This window comes from Actinoplanes sp. NPDC049802 (assembly GCF_040656595.1).
In the GTDB taxonomy this organism is placed as follows: Bacteria; Actinomycetota; Actinomycetes; order Mycobacteriales; family Micromonosporaceae; genus Actinoplanes.
In genome coordinates, this window is record NZ_JBFAMR010000115.1 from 1 (window position 1) to 16878 (window position 16878).

A 16878-nucleotide genomic window follows, 5' to 3' on the forward strand; every position below is an offset into this window, starting at 1 on the left:
GGGCGGCCTGGACGGCGCGGGCCGCGACGTCGTCGGCGCTGCTGTCGTTGCGGGAGAAGAAACCGTCCGACCACAGCGTGGTGTAGCCCTGCGCCGCCGGCCGGCGGAGGCCCGGAGGTCACTCGGCGGGCAGCGTGTCCATGAACGAGCTGACCGAGAACACCGCGTTGCCGGCGCCGGGCGGGCCGTAGCCGGGCGGGCTGGTCAGGCCGTTGGCCTCCATGGTCGCCCGGTACGCCTCGAGAAGCCGGATGTGGTACTCCAGCGGGGCGCCTTCCGGGTTCATCTTGCCCAGTGGGGTGGTCGGCTCCGGGCACCAGGTGGTGAACCGCGGCGTGATGCCCCGGGACATGAAATATTGCAGGCCCTCGGTGGTCGACGCGATCGCCTCGTCGACGGTGGTGAAGCCGAACGGGGCGGCCATCTCGATGCCGGCCACGAAGTTGGGGATCACGTTGCGCGGCCCGAAGACCTCGGCGGAGGTGAGGATGCGGCGATGCCACTCCTCCCGGCCGACATACCGCTCCTTACCGGGGCAGTAGCGCTCGAAGAGGTATTTGTCCCACACCTCGTAGTTCGGGTGGTAGATCCGGATGCCGTAGTCGTAGAACCGCTGCACGTCCTCCTTGGGCAGCGCCTGGGCGACGACCTTGCCGATCCACCGGCCCGGGAACCGCTCCTCGATCGCCTGCGCGTAGCGGCCGTAGAAGTCGGCCTCGGCCAGCCCGTCGACCTTGCTGGTGACGCTGCCGCCGGTCAGCGTGTAGGCGTGCGACGTCTTCGCGGTGTCGTACTTGTCGATGATCGCGAGCGCTTCGAGGACCTCGTCGACCGGTTTGACCCCGGTGTAGGGCCGCCCGGCCGCCTTGTGCTGGCGCCAGTTGTGGTTGATGTCGCAGTACTGGCACTCCTCTTTCGCGCCGAAGTACTGACAGACCCGGAAGACGGTCAGATAGACCAGGTAACCCCACTGGATGGTGGGGGCGACCTCCATCACCTGCTTGCCGTTGGTGAGCGTGTGCCGGTAGTAGTCCGGCATCGGCGGCAGGCCGACGTCGGCGATCTCCCGCCCGTCCAGGAACAGCTTCAGCCGCCCGTCGTCGCCCGGCTTCACCCGGTACGGCGAGGCCGGGTTGATCCGCACCGACACCACGGTGCGGCGCAGGTCATAGGGCCCACCGGTGAGCACGATCTCCTCCGGCGGGCGGCGCAGCGCCGCCTCGCCGAGCTCCGGCAGCGTGCGGTGGTCGAACGAGAAGATGAAGTACGACTTCGGCTTCACGTCACCGTTCTCGTTGTCGGTGAGCGCCGAGTCGTCGAACGCCAGCCCGCCCCGCAACAGGTCTTCCTTGATCACCGCCTCGCGCGGCACGTGGGGGAACCGCCCCATGAGATCCTCAACGAGATCCGTACGCGTCTGCATCTTTGCCGTCCTCCCGCGTCGGACCGTAACACGCCGGTTGACCTCAACCCGGCTTGAGGTTCTAGGGTTGCCCGGTGTCCAGCGTCACCGTTCATCCCCCGGAGCCCCAGGTCAGCGAGCTCCTCCGCGCTGCCTTCCGCCGCCACGCCGCCGGGGTGGCGGTGATCACGGCCGCCGGACCGGTCGGTCTCACCGCCTCCAGCGTGGCGTCCGTCTCCACCGATCCGCCCGCGCTGTCCTTCTCGGTGATGGGCTCCCGCCGCGGCCGCGCCCTGCTCGGCGCGCCCACTTTCGTGATCAACCTGCTGGGCCCGGGCCACGCCGCCCTGGCGCGCGACTTCGCCTCCTCCGAAACCGCGCGTTTCGCCCCGGAACACGGCTGGGTCACCCTCCCGACCGGCGAGCCGCACCTGTCCGGCGCGATCGCCGCCCTTCGCGCCACCGCGCTGCACCGCATTCCGGTCGGAGCTTCCACCCTGGTCATAGCCGAGGTCGTCGACGTCATCCTCGGCACCCCGGACAAACCGCTGATTCATCTCGACAAGAACTTCTTCATCGGTACGGGGCCGGCCGCCCTCAACCGCACCGACCCCGTCGCGCCGCGCCAGGCGACCGGGGCGTGACTCCGGCCCGTGCCGCCCGCGCCGGGCTGAGCTGCCGCGCGGCCTCCTGGTAGTGGGGGCCCCTTACGGTCGGAGGATTCGGGTCCGCTCCCGCCGACTTGACAGCGCCACACGAGTGTCGTATCCGTGGTAAAAGTTGAGTCGTAGGCACTCAAGTCGCGAGGAGGAGATGACCATGCTGATGCGTACCGAGCCGTTCCGCGACATCGACCGGCTCTTCGAACAACTCGCCGGCACGACCAGCCGCCCGGCGGTCATGCACGTCGACGCCGAGCGCGACGGCGACGACTTCTACGTCTACTTCGACCTGCCCGGCGTCGACCCCGACTCGATCGACGTGACCGTCGAGCGCAACGTGCTCCAGGTCCGCGCCGAGCGCCGTCGCCAGGCCCGCGACGGCGTCGAGGCGGTGATCAGCGAACGGCCGATGGGTGTGTTCAGCCGCCAGCTGTTCCTCGGCGACACGCTGGACGCCGGCAAGCTGGAAGCCACCTACGACAACGGGGTGCTGACGCTGCGCCTGCCGGTGTCGGACCGGGCGAAGCCGCGCCGGATCGCGATCGGCCGGGGTGACACCGGCCGCCGCCAGATCAAGAGCTGACCCGGTCGCGCCCCAGCGCCTCGAAGAGCGCCGATGGTGGCCGTCCACCCCGGCACGGCCACCATCGGCACGCCCGCACCGGACTCCACACGGTGCGGCATCCCGGCGGCCGGGAACCGGCGCGGTGCCGGTGCTCTCAGTACTTGAGGTGGGTGCGGGTCAGTTCGGCGACCTTCTCCACGAGGGCGACACCCGCGTTCATCGACTTGTTGTTGTGCGACAGGACGGCGACCGACACGTCCACGGCGCCGTTCTTCGCGGTGATCCGGCCGATCGTGTTGATCGCCCACAGGCCGCCGTCGGCGGAACGGGTGTCCCAGCCGTTCTTGACCGTGAAGATCTCGCCCTTGCGGGCGACCGCCGGAACACCCCAGTCCTGCGCCTTGTCGACCGTGTTCATCAGGGTGAACGCGGTCTTGCGGGAACTCGCGCTGAGCGGGCCCGAGGTGTCGACGAGCTCGGACAGCAGCCGCACCTGGTCGGCAGCCGTGGTGCGGGTCAGTCCCCACCTGCTGTTCAGGACGGTGCTGGTCAGGCCCAGTCGTTTGTTGCACTTGCCGACCGCGGTCCGCCCGCCGAGCCGTTTGTAGAGGGCCGTGGTGGCGTTGTTGTCACTGAGCCGGATCATCGGCTTGGCCAGCGACATCTCCGCCGACGTGGGTTTGCGGCCGGCGTCCTGCGCCTTGAGCAGCATGCAGGTGAGGACCTGGACCTTGACGATGCTGGCCGTGTCGAACTTGACCTTGCCACGGTAGTGGTAGGACTGGCCGGTCCTGCGGTCCAGCACCGCCACCGCGAAGTCGGGGGTGCTGCCGGCCAGCTTCTTCAGCGCCGCGTCCAGCTGCTTGACCCGTTTCGCCCGGTCGGCGGCCGCCAGTTCGGCGGCGCTCGGCCCGGCCGGGCTCGGCGGCACCGACGGCGCCACCGCGGCGAGGGCGGCGCCTGCCCCGGTCAGCGACGTCGCCGGCGCTCCCCCACTGTTCATCCGCGCCACGATAAGGCCACCGCCACCGAGGGTCGCGACGAGCGCCACGCCGAGGACCACGTTCCGGACTGACCACATGGGCGCACACTCTATCGATCGGCACGGCCCTCCGGCAGGAACTCGCCGGTCAGCGCGATCAGGGCACGCGCGGCCGCGCTGGGCGCGCGGGCGGCGGGAACGGCCAGCGACAACGGCCACCGCAGATCGGCGCCGGTGACCGGCATCACCGCGATGCCGGTCACGTCCCGCAACAGGAAACGCGGCAGAAGAGCGACCCCGAGACCGTTTCGTACGTAGTCCGCGCTCGTACCGATGTCGGTGATCTCGATCGTGACGTGCCGGCGGACGCTCGCCTCGGCGAACGCCCGGTCGGCGACGTCCCGGTTGCCGTAGCCGACGGGCAGGTCGATGAAGCCGAGGCCCCCGAGTTCCTCGACGGCCACTTCGGCCCGGCCGTCGAGCGGATGCCCCGCCGGGACGGCGAGGTCCATGACGGCGCTGGTCAGCTCGGTCAGGTGCAGGCCGGCCGGGCGCGGGCCGGGCACCGACACGAACCCCAGGTCGAGCCGGTGCTCCTGCAGCAACTCGATCAGGCCGCGGGATCCGCCCGGCGACACCGCGGTCTGCAGCAGCACCCCCGGGTGGCGGCGGTGGTACTCGCCGAGCAGGGCCGGCAGGTCCACGATCCGGATCGACGCGAGGGTGCCGATCCGCAGGGTGCCGCGCAGCCCGCCGCGCACCTCGGCCACCGCGTCGCGGGCGTCGCGGGCCGCGTCCAGGGCGATCCGGGCACGCGGCAGCAGGGCGGCCCCGGCGTCGGTGAGGCGGACGCTCTTGGCGTTGCGGTCCAGCAGCGGGACGCCCAGTTCGCGTTCCAGCGTCTTGATCGCGGCCGACACCGCCGACTGGACCACGTGCAGGCGGGCCGCGGCCCGGGTGAAGTGCTGTTCCTCGGCGACGGCGACGAAGTATTCGAGCTGGCGCAGTTCCATCCACCTATCATCAACGATCGCGATCGGTGTGAGCACGAACTTTCGTTGCCGGTGATGATCGCGCGACGGACAGTCGGCGCATGGCACTGATGGAAGCGGTCCGGATCCCGCGAATCGAACGCACGGCACAGCACGGGACGGGATTCTGGGCGGTGGCGGGCGCGTTCGCCGTCGCGATGGCGTTCTCCACCGTCCCGGCGCCCCTGTTCCCCCTGTACGGGCTGTCCACCCTGCTGGTCACGGTCGTGTTCGCGGCGTACGCGGTGGGTGTGGTGGTCAGCCTGGTGCTGGCCGGCCACCTGTCGGACCGGCTGGGCCGGCGCCGGGTGCTGCTGCCCGCGCTGGCCCTGGAACTGGTGGCGGCGCTGCTGTTCCTCGCCGGGACGTCGCTGCCGCTGCTGCTCGCGGCCCGGTTCCTGACCGGTCTGGGCGTCGGCGTGATCACCGCCACCGCCACGGCGCACCTGCACGAACTGCACACCGCCGACCGGCCGGGCGGATCCGGCACCCGCTTCGAGGTGGTGTCGACCGCCGCGAACATCGGTGGCCTGGGGCTCGGCACGCTGGTGGCCGGGTTCCTGGCCCAGTTCGTGACGGGGCCGCTGCGTACCCCGTACCTCGTCTTCGTGGTGTTGCTGATCGTCGCGATCGTGGCGGTGGCACTGGCCCCGGAGACGGTGCGGACCACCGGCGGCTACCGGTACCGGCCGCAGCGGGTCAGCACCGGCCGCGGGCCCGCCTACCTGGCGGCGGCGGCCGGGACGTTCGCGGCGTTCTCGGTGTTCGGATTCTTCACCTCGGTGGCGCCCGGCTTCGTGGCCGGGACACTGCACCACCCGTCGCGGGCGCTGGCCGGGCTGATCGTGTTCACGGTGTTCGGCGGCTCGGCGGCCGCCCAGACGCTGACGACGGCGTGGACGGCCCGCACGAGGACGGTGTTCGGCCTGTCCGCTCAGGCCGTCGGCGTGGTCGTCCTGGTCACCGGCATGCACCTGGCCGGCCTGCCGCTGTTCCTGGCCGGTGCGACGCTCGCCGGCATCGGCTCGGGCGTGCTGTTCAAGGCGTCGCTGGGCACGGTCGCGGCGGCGGCGGGCCCGGCCGAACGCGGCGCCGCCCTGGCCGGCATGTTCCTGATCGCCTACGCGGCCCTGGCGGTGTCGGCGCTGGCCATCGGCGCCGCCTCCCAGGTGACCGGGATCGTCACCGTGATGACGTGGTTCGCGGCGGTCCTGCTGGCGCTGCTGACCGGCATCGCGGCCCTGTCCCGCCGGGCGTGATCCCGCTCGGACGGCCGGGCGAGTGGCGAAGGCGGCCCGATCCCGATCGCCCGCGCGGGCTCGCCATCGCACCAGCATGCCCGCATCGGCGCCGGCCACTGACGAGGTTCCGGATCTCATCCGGTGTGCGGGAGGCGGCGGGCGGGCGAGATCGAGGATCATCGGCGGCATGCAGGGACCGCCGGTGGGGGAAGCGATCAAGATCTGGTTCCGGTTCGTGCCGAGGGCGGACTGGCTGCCGTACGACACCGAGGGTTTGTGGGCGACCCGGCTCACCGAGGACACCGCCCGGCTGGACAACGTGGCGTTCCTCCAGGACGGCGTGGCTCAGGGCGACGTGATCCGGTTCGAGACGGACGCCGACGGCGTGCACTGGGCGGCCGGCCGGGTCGAGTCCTCCGGCCACTGCGTCGTCCGGGTGCTGCCGCTGCCGTCCGGGGCGCTGGGCCCGGACCCGGCGGCCGTGCACGCCGTGTTCACCCGCTTCGACCTGGGCGGTGAGGTGTTCAGCGCGGAGCTGCCGCTGGTGGCGTTCGACGTGCCGGCCGACGCCGACTTCGGCGAGATCAAGCGGGTTCTCGCCGACGGCCGGTCGAACGGCTGGTGGCACTTCGAGGTCGCGTGCGGCACCGACCGCTGGTGGAGCTCCTGACCGCGTGGTGAGCCCGGCCGTCGATCTCAGCCCGGCGGGCGCGGCACCGGCTGGAGTGGCAGGGAGATCGCGCCGTCGAGACGGAACGGTCCCCGTTCGAAGGGGGCGGCGGCACGCGTACCGGAAAGGAGAGCCGGAAGCGGCACGCGGAGATCGGCTTTGGAATCGTTCCAGACAACGGCGTTGACGGCGGGGCACGGGCTGCCGAGACTTCCGGTATGAGGGCTGACGCGTGCCGCTGACCCCGCTGGTGGCCGGTGATCCGGTCCGGCTCGGCGACGTCGTGCTGCTGGGGCGGCTCGGGTCGGGTGGCATGGGGACGGTCTACCTGGGACGGGATCCGGACGGGCGGCAGGTGGCCGTCAAGGTGGTGCGGCCCGAGGTGTCGGCGGATCCGAGGTTTCTGGCCCGGTTCCGCAGCGAGGTGAAACGGGCCCGGCAGGTGCCGCCGTTCTGCACGGCCGCGGTGCTCCACTCCGATCTGGAACACGATCCGCCCTATCTGGTGGTCGAGTTCGTGGACGGGCCGAGCCTGGCCGAGGTGGTCCGGGAACGCGGCGCCCTCAACCCCTCCGACCTGTACGCGGTGGCGGTCGGCGTGGCCACCGCCCTGGTCGCCATCCACGGCGCCGGAGTGGTGCACCGGGATCTGAAACCGGCGAACGTGCTGCTCGCCGTCGGCCTGCCCAAAGTGATCGACTTCGGGATCGCGCGGGGCGCCGATCTGAGCGCCGACCTGACCGGTCCTGATCAGGTGGTCGGGACGATCGGCTATCTGGCGCCGGAGTGTCTGGACACCGCGGCACGCGGACGGGTCGGTCCGGCGGCCGACGTGTGGGCGTGGGGGGTGCTGGTCGGCTACGCGGCGACCGGGCGAACCCCGTTCCACGCGGAGTCGCCGCTGGCCACCGTCGGGCGGATCCTCACCCAGCCGCCGGACCTCGACGGACTGACCGGTCCGTTGCGGCACCTGGTCGAGTCGGCGCTCGCCAAGGACCCGGAGCGGCGGCCGGCCGCGCCCCAGCTGCTCGACGCGCTGCTGACGGCCGGGCGGCCGGGCCCGGACATGACGCCGGAGCTGCGGAAGGTGGCGCTGGCCGCGCAGGCCGCCGGCCGCCCGGCCCGGCGGTGGATCGCCTGGTCGGTGGCGGCCGGGCTGGCCGCCGTGCTGGTGGCCGGGTCCGGCGTGGCGCTGGCCCGCTCCCACGACCGGGCGCAACGGCAGGACCGGGCGCTGGCGCAGCGGGACCTGCTGAACCGGTCGGCCGAGGTACTGGACACCGATCCGGGGCTGGCCGTGCGGCTGGCGGTCAGCGCCGAGGCGATCAGCCCGTCGCCGCGCGGGCGGGCGGCGGTGACCGCCGCCCTCGCCACCGGGTACGACGGAGAGCTGGGCGCCGGGCCGGCGGTCCACACGGTGGAGTACCGGCCGGACGGGGCGATGGTGGCGACCGGCGGCGCGGACCGGGTGGATCTGTGGACGGTCGCCGATCACCGGTTCACCCGGGCGGCGTCGCTGCCGGTGGAGGACGCGGAGACCACCGATCTGTCGTTCAGCCCGGACGGCGGGCTGCTCGCCACGGCCGGGGCTCGGCTGCGGATCTGGGACGTGGCCGGGGGCCGGGAGCTGTCCGAGATCCCGGGCAGGGCCTGGGACAGTGTGCAGTTCAGTGGCGACGGTGGACGGCTGCTGACCGCTTCCGATCAAATCGAGCTGTGGGATGTGCGGGAGCCGGCACGGCCGCGGGCGGTGTGGCGGATGGACGCGGGCGCCGTCACCCGGGGCGGGGCACGGCTCAGCCCGGACGGGACGGTGCTCGCGGCGGTCGCGTCCGGGGAGTCGCTGACCGTGTGGTCGACGCCGCCGGACCGGCCGGCCCGGCAGGTGGCGGTGCTCGAGGACGCGAACGCGGTGCTGCACCTGGCGTTCAGCCCGGACGGCAGGACGCTCGCCGCGGCGACGGTCAGCGACGGGATCCGGTTCTACGACGTGAGCGATCCGGCGAGACCACGCTACCGGGGCGCGCTCGGTGCGGAGCAGGAGCCGCCCACAGCGGTGGCCTTCGACCGTACCGGCACGGTCCTCGCGGTCGGCGGCGGCGAACGCGCGATAGCGCTGTGGAGTGTTGCCGTACCCGATCAGGCGGTGCCGATCCGGAACCTGCGCCGCGACGGCGGCTGGGCGTCGTCGATCGACTTCGCGCCGGACGGGAGCCGGGTGCTCACCGCCGGCTGGGAGGGTGCGCGGACGTCGGCGGCGCTGTGGCGGCTCGATCCGCTGACGCCGCCCCGGCTGGCCGCGCTGCCCGGCGAGGTGGACCGGTTCCGGCAGGTGACCGTGTCGGCGGGCGGGGTGGTGGCGGTGTCGACGGCGGCCCGGACCGCGTTCCTCGACGTACGGGATCCGGCCCGCCCGGTTCAGGCGCGGCCGCCGCTGGCCGTGCGCGGGGCGTCCCGGCTGCGGCTCGGGCGGGCCGAGACGCTGGTCCTGACCGGAGGCGCGGTGATCGACCTGTCCGGGGCCGAGCCGCGGGTGCTGCTGGACGGGGTGCGGCCGGTGCTCGACCTCGATCCGGAGCGCGGGCTGGCCGCCGTGCTGGACCCGGGATCGCGGGTGCTGATCTACCGGGTGACGCCGGCGCCGGAGATCCTCGGGGCCGTTCCGGCGTCCCGGAACGCGGTCGCGGCGTTCGACACGCGTACCGGGGCTCTGGTCGTCGCGGACGACAACGGCGGCACCGAGTCGGCGCTGACCACGTGGGACCTGACCGACCCGACCAGTCCCCGGGCCATGACGTCGCTCGCCGGGCAGGGCGGGTTCCTTCAGGTGACGTCACGCGACGGGCTGGTCGTGGGGGTGCACCGGGACGTGCTGACCTGGTCGTCGCGCAACGGGGTGCCGGTGATGCGGTCCGCCCCACGGGAGCGGACGCCCGGAACCATGGTCACCACCCTGTCGCTGAGCGTGGACCGTACGTTGCTGGCCCTCACCAGCGGCAGCGGCACCGAACTGTGGGCGCTGTCCGGCGACGCGGATCCGCTGCCGGTGGCGGTGCTGCCCGGCATGCACACCGGGTCGGCGCTCAGCCCGTCCCAGCCGCTTCTGGTCACCGCCGACCTGAACGGCATCCAGATCTTCGACCTGACCGCGCTGCGGGCGGTGCTCGCCGACCCGCTGGCGGCGGCGTGCGCCCGGGCCACCGGTCTCGGCGCGGGCGAGTGGCCGGCCCACGTGCCGTCCCTGCCGTACGAGCCGGCCTGCCGGTGACGAGGGGTGAATTCTTTCCATCCCGCGGCGCGCCTTACAGTCCTCGATATGTTTCGGATCTTGGTACCGCGCTCGATCGCGGGGTGGACGATCGCCGTCTTCGGCGCGATGGCCGCGGTGTTCGGGGTCGTCGGGATCGCCTCACCGGCGACGGTGGCGGCGAGCGTCGGTTACGACAGCCTGGACGGGGCGGGCCGCACCTTCGCGACGGCCTCGTCGATGGCCTCGTTGAACATGGGCGTGTACTACCTGGTGGCGACGGCGACCGAGTGGCGGCCGTTCTTCCGGTTCACGGTGCCGTTCCGGCTGCTCACGTTCACGGTGTTCAGCAGCCTGGTGGCGACCGGGGTGGCGCCGGGCGGCTTCCTCGGGGTGGCGGTGTGGGAGGCGGTGGGCGCGGTGGCCACCGGTCTCGGGCTGTGGTTCGACGCACGGCGGCGGAGAGCGGGCTAGCCTGGTCGCATGCTGGACGACATCGACATCCCTACCCTTTCAGCCCGGCCGGGGATCAAATGGGCGCAGGCAGACGGCGCGATCCCGGCGTGGATCGCCGACATGGACTTCCCGATCCCCGATCCGGTCCGCGACGTGATCGTCGAGGCGGCGCGGACCGATCTGGGCTATCCGGCGTGGGAAGCCGATCCGCGGGACAATCCCCTGGTGGGGGCGTATGTCGCCCGGACCGCCCGGCTCTACGGCCACACTCCCGACCCGGCCGGTGTCCGGCTGTTCACCGAGGTCATCCAGGCGTTGCAGGCGATCCTGTACGTGGCGACCGAGGCCGGTGACACGGTGGCCGTCCACACACCGAGCTATCCGCCGTTCCTGGAGACGATCGAGCGGATGGGCCGCCGCCTGCTGCCGATCCCGATGGTGGACGGCCGCACGTTCGACGCCGACCGGATGGACGTGGACCTGCGTCACCACCGCTGCCGGATACTGATCCTGGTCAACCCGCAGAACCCGACGGGCCGGGTCTTCACCCGTTCGGAGCTGACGACGATCGCCGAGCTGGCCGAACGCCATCACATGATCGTGATCGCCGACGAGATCCACGCCGATCTGACGTACGCGCCGCACCGGTTCCTGCCGTTCGCCCCGTTCGCGCCGGACCGGACGGTCACGCTCACCTCGGCGAGCAAGGCGTTCAACCTGGCCGGGCTGCGCTGCGCGGTCGCCGACGTGGCGGCGCCGACGGTCCGCCGGGCGCTGGACATGCTGCCTCCGCTGCTGCTGGGCCAGCCCGGCTCGCTGGGCCTGCTGGGCACGCTGGCCGCCTGGGAACACGGCGACCCGTGGCTGGCCGAGGTCCTGGCGCTGCTGGAGCGGAACAGGCGGATGTTGATGGCCGCGCTGCCCGGACGGTTGCACGAGCCGGAGGGCACCTACCTGTCCTGGCTCGATCTGCGCGATCTGGGCCCGGATCCGGCCGCCCGGATCCGGGACGAGGCCCGGGTGCTGCTCAGCCCGGGCCCGCAGTTCGGCCCGGGTGGTGAGGGTTTCGCCCGGCTGAACTTCGCGACGTCCCGCCCGGTGATGGAGGAGATCCTGAGCCGCCTCACGAAGTTCATAAGTGAACAAACTATTACGAATTAACAACGAACGGCATGATCTCTCATCATCTGGGGAAAACCCGGACCGTCGCGGTGAAACGTCAGTCCATTTGCGACACTTCCCGGCATGGCCGCGACAGATCTTCACCTCGTCGTCGACATCGGCGCCTGGTGGATCACCGCGGTGTTCGAGTCCGCCGGCACCGTCCAGCCGCTGATCCTCGACGGCCGCGGTCGCTCCCCCAGCGGTGTCTTCCACGACGGTGACACCTACCGGGCCGGCACTGCGGCCCTGACCGCCGGCGCGTTCCGCCCGGACGGCTACCGCCCCGACCCGATGACCCTGCTGCGCCACGGCGGCACCTCCGATCCGAGCTTCGATCCGGTGACCGCCGTCGCCGCGGTCCTGGCCCACGTCGCCGAGCACGCCCCCCGCCGGGTCACCGCCCTCACCCTGGTCACCGCGCACGCCTGGAGTGAGCCGGCCCTGCAACGGCTGGCCCGGGCCGCGTTCACGGCACGCCTTCCACAACCCCGGGTGACCACCGCGGGTGCCGCCCTCGCCGCCCTCGCCGGCACCCGGATCGTGCTAGTCGCGGTCACCGGCACGGCCTGGCCGGAACTGGCCGTGCTGGCCGGCGGCGACGGCTACCGGCAACTGTCCGCCGCCCCGGTCCGCGCCCCCGGTGCCCCGGCCGTCGACGAGGCCCTGCTGCGGATCGCCGCGGCCCGGGCCGGCGCCGACGCCGACCCCGACGACTGGCGGTTCACCCGCGAGGTCGAGCAGACCCGGGCCCTGCTGGCCGTGCAGCCACGGGCCCCCATGCTGCTGCCCGAGCCGTACCAGGCGGTCGTGCTGACCCGCGACGACCTGGCCATCGCGATCGCCGCCCACCTCGACCGGATGCCCGAAGTGATCAAGCAGGTGCTGGCCGACGCCGAGGTCAGCCCGGCCGACGTCGGCGCCGTGGTGCTGGCCGGCGAGGAAGCCGGGCTGGACTGGGCGCTGCGCGGGGCCGGGCTGCCCGCCCCGATCACGGTCACCGACCCGCACGCCACCGTCCGCGGCGCCGCCCGCACGCCACGCCGGCCCTGGTGGCGACGGTAGGGCGAGCTACTGGAAGACGATCGTCTGGTTGCCGTGCCGGATGACCCGGTCCTCGGCGTGCCACAGCACCGCCCGCGACAGCACCGCCCGCTCCACGTCGGCGCCCCGGCGGCGCAACTCGGCGACCGTGTGCGCGTGGTTCACCCGGACCACGTCCTGCTCGATGATCGGGCCCTCGTCCAGATGCTCGGTCACGTAGTGCGCGGTGGCACCGACCAGCTTGACGCCACGGTGCCTGGCCTTCGCGTACGGGTCGGCGCCGATGAACGCCGGCAGGAAACTGTGGTGGATGTTGATGATCGGCACGCCCACCCGCTCGATGAAGCCGGCGGACAGGATCTGCATGTAACGGGCCAGCACGATGAAGTCGACGTTGCCGGTGAGCAACTGCAGATGCTGCGCCTCGGCGGCCGACTTGTCCGCGCCCTGCGACGGCACGTGAAAGAACGGGATCCCGAAGGAACGCACCTCGTCGGCCGAGTGCGCGTGGTTCGAGATCACCATCGCGATGTTGATCGGCAACTCGCCGCGCCGGTGCCGCCACAGCAGATCGAGCAGGCAGTGATCGGTCTTGGAAGCGAAGATCGCCACCCGTTTCGGCGCCGAGAGGTCCCGCAGCGTGTACTCCAGCTCGAACCCGTTCGCCACCTCGTTACGCAGGTCCTCCTCGATCGCCGGCAACGCCGCCTTGAGGTCGGCCCGCCCGAAGACGGTCCGCTGGAAGAAGGCCCCACCGTGCGGATTGTCCGAATACTGGTCCAGCGAGACGATGTTCGCCCCGTGCCGACCGAGCACCGCGCTGATCGCCGCCACGATGCCGGTCCGATCGCGTCCGTGCACGATCAGCACGGCCTGGTCGGCGGTCTGCGGGCGCTCCCCCTGCGGGTACACGTGCTGCGCGGGGGCGTGCTGGGTCAGGGTCACGTCGAGGCGTCCTTCCTCAGGGTCGTCGGGCCCGGCGGCCGCGGCCACCGCAGTCTAAAAATTTATCCCGACCTTGCCGACCCCTATCCCATCAGGGCGGCGCCACGAGGTACGAGTCACCCACAGACCATTCATCCGTACGCACGGGGCCGCCCCCGCCGGACAACGGCCGTTCCGCCGGTTCCCCGCGAGGCGCTGCCGGGGCACGGCCGCGACGCGGCCGCCGGGCTGATGACCTCGGTCACCTTCCCCGGCCGCCGGGTTGATGGCCCCGGTCACCCTTTCGCGGGGGCCGGGCTGATGACCCCGGTCACCCTTTCGCGGGGGCCACCGCTACCGGCACGGTCCGGTAGGCGACGTTGCCGTCGCCCAGCTTGCCGTACTGTCCCTCACCCCAGCAGTAGGCCCGGGGGCCGGCGAGCCCGCACGTGTGGCTGTCCCCGGCCGACAGCTGGGAGAACGCCGGCCCCTTGACGGCCACCGGCGTCAATCGGCGCTCACGGCCGCCGTAGCCGAGCTCCCCGGAACCGCCCTCACCCCAGCAGTAGGTCCTGCGATCGCCGGCGAGCCCGCACGTGTGGCCGCTGCCGGCGGCGAGCGTCGTGAACCTCACCCCGGCCGGCGACCTCACCGCCACCGGCCGGGAGCGGGTCATCGCCCCGCCGTCACCCAGCTCACCGGACGTACCCTCACCCCAGCAGTAGGCTGTGCCGTCACGGCCCAGCCCGCACGTGTGATAACGCCCGGCCGCGAGCGCGCTGAACACCGGCCCCCGTACCGCCACCGGCGCAGGCCGGTTCGCCGCACCGCCGTCACCGAGCTGCCCGTAGACGCCGTTGCCCCAGCAGTAGGCCCTACCGTCGCGGGCCAGCCCGCACGTGTGCACGCCACCGGCGCTGACCTGGGTGAACGCGGGCCCTTTCACCGCCACCGGCGCCGGCCGGCCCGCAAGATCTCCGGTACCCGTCTGGCCGTACTCCCCGCTGCCCCAGCAGTAGGCCCGGCCGTCGCCGCCCAGCCCGCACGTGTGGTCGTCGCCCGCGGTGATCCGGGTGAACGCCGGCCCCTTCACCGCCGCCGGAATCCGCTGGTCCGCGACTCCCCCGTGGCCCAGCTGGCCGAGCCGGCCGTCGCCCCAGCAGTAGGCCCGGCCGTTCTTCGCCAGCCCGCACGTGTGCCCGTCGCCCGCGGCGATCTGGGCGAGGACCACCCCGGCGTGCGTTCTCACCGCGATCGGCCGCGCCCGGTTCGCGGTGCCGCTATGGCCCAGCTGGCCCTGATAGTTGTAGCCCCAGCAGAAGGCCCGGCCGCCGCCGTCCAGCACACAGGTGTGGGCGTTTCCCGCGGCCAGCCGGGCGGGCGGGTCGTCCGTGGCTGCTCCGGTCGCCGCCGCCGGCATCATCAAGGTCCCGATCAGAGCCATGGTTGTCATCAGCACACGACCGACCTGATCACGACCCGGGGATCCCGGACCGGGCACCCGAAGAACTTTTACCTATGTGGGTACGGGATTCTCGTATCGTGTCCCGCACCTCACCGCCCCGCCCACCGGTCCCGCCCGCCGAAACGGCGGCCGCCGATACCGGCCTCGACTCCGAAGGCCTGTACGAACGCCTCGTCTACGACGACACCGACCTGAGCGGGCTGTTCGCGCAGTCGGTCGAATTCATCCAGTGCCGGTTCCGCACCACCCGGCTGGCCGGCTCGACCCTGCCGAGGACCCGCCTCACCGACTGCCTGGTGGAACGCTCCGACTGGTCCAACCTGCGCCTGGAGAACGGCTCGGCCGAACGCCTCGCCGTCCGCGACTGCCGGATGACCGGCCTCGCCGTCAACGGTGCCGTCCTGCGCGACGCCGCCTTCACCGACTGCAAGCTGGACCTGACCAACTGGCGCAACACCCGCCTCGACGCCGTGGCCTTCGCCTCCTGCAATCTGTCCGGCGCCGACTTCACCAACGCCGACCTGCGCGGCGCCCGCTTCACCGACTGCGACCTGACCGGCGCCCAGTTCAGCAACGCCGGCATGAGAGGCGCCCGCTTCCAGCGCTGCGACCTGTCCGGCATCGGCGGCATCACCAGCTGGCAGGGCGCGATAATCCACCCCGACGACCTGCTCGCCCTCTCCTACACGCTGGCCGGCGCCCTCGGCATCATCGTCGAGAAACACTGACCACCCAGTCACACACCCACAACCTGCCAGACCGCCACGGCACCCCCGGCATCATCGCCGGGAAACACTGATCACCCCCGGTCACACACCCACAACGTGCCAGACCCCGACGACAGCCTCGGCATCATGGCCGAAAATGCCCACCACCCCGGTCACGGGGTCACTGCGTGATAGATCGCGACGATGACCTCGTAGATGAAGATGCCGATGGCCACCGCCACGAACCCGAAGAGCATGAGCACGTTGAGGACGTCGGCATCGAGCCGGCCCGACCGCGACGACGAGGGAACCACGGGCGCCGGAGCGGCCTGCTCGACGGCCGGGAAACCGGCCTCCGGGCGCAGAACCCCTGGGCGGACCTCGGCGGCGGCCAGCGCGGCGAGGTCGGCGTAGCGTGGCTCGGCCAGCGGTCCCAGCCCGCGCGGATTCTCGCCCCGCAACAGGAGCAGGCGCAGCCGGTCCCTGGCGAGCCGGTGTTTCCTGGCGAACGCCTCGATCTCGTGGGGCTCGGCGCCCTCGGTCAGAAACCCCCAACGGCCCGCCTCGGCGGCGTTGCCTGCCCCACGGTAGACGTCAGCGAGACGGGAGCGCAGCTCAAGGTCCTGGGGATCAGCCGCGAGAAGACCGGCCAGCCGCTGGGTGGCGAGACGGATGTCGCCACGCTCGAGGTCGGCATCCACTCGCGACAAGACTTCGGGTTTCGCCATGCCCAGATTGTGTCCACCACCGTCCAGCACGCCCCGGTGAGAAGATCCGCCCGCCACCGGCCCGACCGCGGATCTCCGGTCCCGGTCCCGCCGCGACCACGCAAAGCCCTGCCGGCCAAATCGCCGCCCCGCTCCCGCCCGCCTGCCCGCCCGCGCGCCGGGCGGGCGGGCGGGCAGGCGCGCGCAGCGCACCGACGGTGCGCCCCCAACACCGCTGTGACACTCGTGAGCGACCGCACAGTGCCCTGCATGCGTGCCGAACCGCTCGGCCCCGTCTGCCCGCCGGGCGGGCGCCCACAGCGCACCAACGGTGCGCCCCGGCACCCTGCCACCCAGCCGCCCTGCCACCCAGCCACCCCGGCGCCCTGGGCGCCCCGCCGCCCTGCCATCCCGGCACCCTGCCGCCCTGCCATCCCGGCACCCTGCCGCCCTGCCATCCCGGCACCCTGGGCACCCCGCCGCCCAGCCGCCCAGCCGCGCAGCCACCCCGGCACCCTGGGCACCCCGCCGCCCAGCCACCCCGGCACCCTGCCGCCCAGCCACCCCGGCACCCTGCCGCCCAGCCACCCCGGCACCCTGCCGCCCAGCCACCC

At 72.4% G+C, this 16878-nt stretch carries 15 protein-coding genes and 1 pseudogene; 10 read left to right on the forward strand and 6 right to left on the reverse strand.

All coding sequences use genetic code 11. The features are described from left to right. Positions 1–118: 118 nt before the first annotated feature. On the reverse strand, positions 119–1423 hold the full coding sequence (locus AB0I88_RS38700; protein WP_361036804.1) for a radical SAM protein: 1305 nt from the start codon (positions 1421–1423) through the stop codon (positions 119–121). 74 nt (positions 1424–1497) lie between these two features. On the opposite strand from AB0I88_RS38700, the gene AB0I88_RS38705 reads away from it, so the two are divergent. Together AB0I88_RS38705 and AB0I88_RS38710 are read left to right on the forward strand one after the other, a co-directional pair. Further along, complete coding sequence (locus tag AB0I88_RS38705; protein ID WP_361036806.1) at positions 1498–2046, forward strand: flavin reductase family protein; 549 nt, start codon at positions 1498–1500, stop codon at positions 2044–2046. A gap of 175 nt (positions 2047–2221) precedes the next feature. Beyond that, positions 2222–2647, forward strand: coding sequence for an Hsp20/alpha crystallin family protein (locus tag AB0I88_RS38710; protein ID WP_361036808.1), 426 nt, complete (start codon positions 2222–2224; stop codon positions 2645–2647). 136 nt (positions 2648–2783) lie between these two features. On the opposite strand, the gene AB0I88_RS38715 is transcribed toward AB0I88_RS38710, so the two are convergent. Both AB0I88_RS38715 and AB0I88_RS38720 read right to left on the reverse strand, forming a co-directional pair. Then, positions 2784–3710 (reverse strand): serine hydrolase, encoded by a 927-nt coding sequence (locus tag AB0I88_RS38715; RefSeq protein WP_361036810.1) that lies wholly within the window; start codon positions 3708–3710, stop codon positions 2784–2786. Between the two features lie 11 nt (positions 3711–3721). After that, positions 3722–4624 (reverse strand): LysR family transcriptional regulator, encoded by a 903-nt coding sequence (locus tag AB0I88_RS38720; protein WP_361036812.1) that lies wholly within the window; start codon positions 4622–4624, stop codon positions 3722–3724. Positions 4625–4704: 80 nt separating this feature from the next. Between AB0I88_RS38720 and AB0I88_RS38725 the strand changes: the two genes are divergently transcribed. The 6 genes from AB0I88_RS38725 to AB0I88_RS38750 all read left to right on the forward strand — a co-directional run bounded on the left by AB0I88_RS38725 (position 4705) and on the right by AB0I88_RS38750 (position 12482). After that, on the forward strand, positions 4705–5901 hold the full coding sequence (locus AB0I88_RS38725) for an MFS transporter (RefSeq protein WP_361036814.1): 1197 nt from the start codon (positions 4705–4707) through the stop codon (positions 5899–5901). A gap of 169 nt (positions 5902–6070) precedes the next feature. Beyond that, complete coding sequence (locus AB0I88_RS38730; RefSeq protein ID WP_361036816.1) at positions 6071–6553, forward strand: DUF4265 domain-containing protein; 483 nt, start codon at positions 6071–6073, stop codon at positions 6551–6553. Between the two features lie 232 nt (positions 6554–6785). Next, positions 6786–9821 carry a serine/threonine-protein kinase gene (locus AB0I88_RS38735; protein ID WP_361036818.1) on the forward strand — a complete coding sequence of 1012 codons (3036 nt, stop codon included), beginning with the start codon at positions 6786–6788 and terminating at the stop codon, positions 9819–9821. A gap of 48 nt (positions 9822–9869) precedes the next feature. Continuing rightward, entirely contained in the window at positions 9870–10274 is a 405-nt protein-coding gene (locus AB0I88_RS38740) for a hypothetical protein (RefSeq protein WP_361036820.1), read from the forward strand. Between the two features lie 9 nt (positions 10275–10283). Then, on the forward strand, positions 10284–11417 hold the full coding sequence (locus AB0I88_RS38745; protein ID WP_361036822.1) for an aminotransferase class I/II-fold pyridoxal phosphate-dependent enzyme: 1134 nt from the start codon (positions 10284–10286) through the stop codon (positions 11415–11417). Positions 11418–11501: 84 nt separating this feature from the next. Then, entirely contained in the window at positions 11502–12482 is a 981-nt protein-coding gene (locus AB0I88_RS38750) for a hypothetical protein (RefSeq protein WP_361036824.1), read from the forward strand. A 6-nt stretch (positions 12483–12488) separates the two neighbouring features. On the opposite strand, the gene purU is transcribed toward AB0I88_RS38750, so the two are convergent. Continuing rightward, complete coding sequence (gene purU / locus AB0I88_RS38755; RefSeq protein WP_361036832.1) at positions 12489–13400, reverse strand: formyltetrahydrofolate deformylase; 912 nt, start codon at positions 13398–13400, stop codon at positions 12489–12491. Positions 13401–13716: 316 nt separating this feature from the next. After that, positions 13717–14829 carry a hypothetical protein gene (locus tag AB0I88_RS38760; protein WP_361036826.1) on the reverse strand — a complete coding sequence of 371 codons (1113 nt, stop codon included), beginning with the start codon at positions 14827–14829 and terminating at the stop codon, positions 13717–13719. Between the two features lie 98 nt (positions 14830–14927). Here AB0I88_RS38760 and AB0I88_RS38765 point away from each other — a divergent pair, with 98 nt between their 5' ends. Beyond that, the gene (locus AB0I88_RS38765; RefSeq protein WP_361036828.1) at positions 14928–15578 is read left to right on the forward strand and encodes a pentapeptide repeat-containing protein; all 651 of its coding nucleotides are present in this window, start codon (positions 14928–14930) and stop codon (positions 15576–15578) included. Positions 15579–15730: 152 nt separating this feature from the next. Here the strand turns inward: AB0I88_RS38765 and AB0I88_RS38770 are convergent, their stop codons facing one another. Next, positions 15731–16285 (reverse strand): DUF6584 family protein, encoded by a 555-nt coding sequence (locus AB0I88_RS38770; protein ID WP_361036830.1) that lies wholly within the window; start codon positions 16283–16285, stop codon positions 15731–15733. A gap of 249 nt (positions 16286–16534) precedes the next feature. Here AB0I88_RS38770 and AB0I88_RS38775 point away from each other — a divergent pair. Beyond that, a pseudogene (locus AB0I88_RS38775) lies at positions 16535–16878 on the forward strand (hypothetical protein); the annotation flags it as partial.

What these genes read in the sequence shown, in the direction of transcription:
- AB0I88_RS38700 (WP_361036804.1), bottom strand. Translation starts at nt 1,423, where the DNA reads ATGCAGACGCGTACGGATCTCGTTGAGGATCTCATGGGGCGGTTCCCC.
- AB0I88_RS38710 (WP_361036808.1), top strand. Translation starts at nt 2,222, where the DNA reads ATGCTGATGCGTACCGAGCCGTTCCGCGACATCGACCGGCTCTTCGAA.
- AB0I88_RS38715 (WP_361036810.1), bottom strand. Translation starts at nt 3,710, where the DNA reads ATGTGGTCAGTCCGGAACGTGGTCCTCGGCGTGGCGCTCGTCGCGACC.
- AB0I88_RS38720 (WP_361036812.1), bottom strand. Translation starts at nt 4,624, where the DNA reads ATGGAACTGCGCCAGCTCGAATACTTCGTCGCCGTCGCCGAGGAACAG.
- AB0I88_RS38725 (WP_361036814.1), top strand. Translation starts at nt 4,705, where the DNA reads ATGGCACTGATGGAAGCGGTCCGGATCCCGCGAATCGAACGCACGGCA.
- AB0I88_RS38730 (WP_361036816.1), top strand. Translation starts at nt 6,071, where the DNA reads ATGCAGGGACCGCCGGTGGGGGAAGCGATCAAGATCTGGTTCCGGTTC.
- AB0I88_RS38740 (WP_361036820.1), top strand. Translation starts at nt 9,870, where the DNA reads ATGTTTCGGATCTTGGTACCGCGCTCGATCGCGGGGTGGACGATCGCC.
- AB0I88_RS38745 (WP_361036822.1), top strand. Translation starts at nt 10,284, where the DNA reads ATGCTGGACGACATCGACATCCCTACCCTTTCAGCCCGGCCGGGGATC.
- AB0I88_RS38750 (WP_361036824.1), top strand. Translation starts at nt 11,502, where the DNA reads ATGGCCGCGACAGATCTTCACCTCGTCGTCGACATCGGCGCCTGGTGG.
- AB0I88_RS38760 (WP_361036826.1), bottom strand. Translation starts at nt 14,829, where the DNA reads ATGGCTCTGATCGGGACCTTGATGATGCCGGCGGCGGCGACCGGAGCA.
- AB0I88_RS38770 (WP_361036830.1), bottom strand. Translation starts at nt 16,285, where the DNA reads ATGGCGAAACCCGAAGTCTTGTCGCGAGTGGATGCCGACCTCGAGCGT.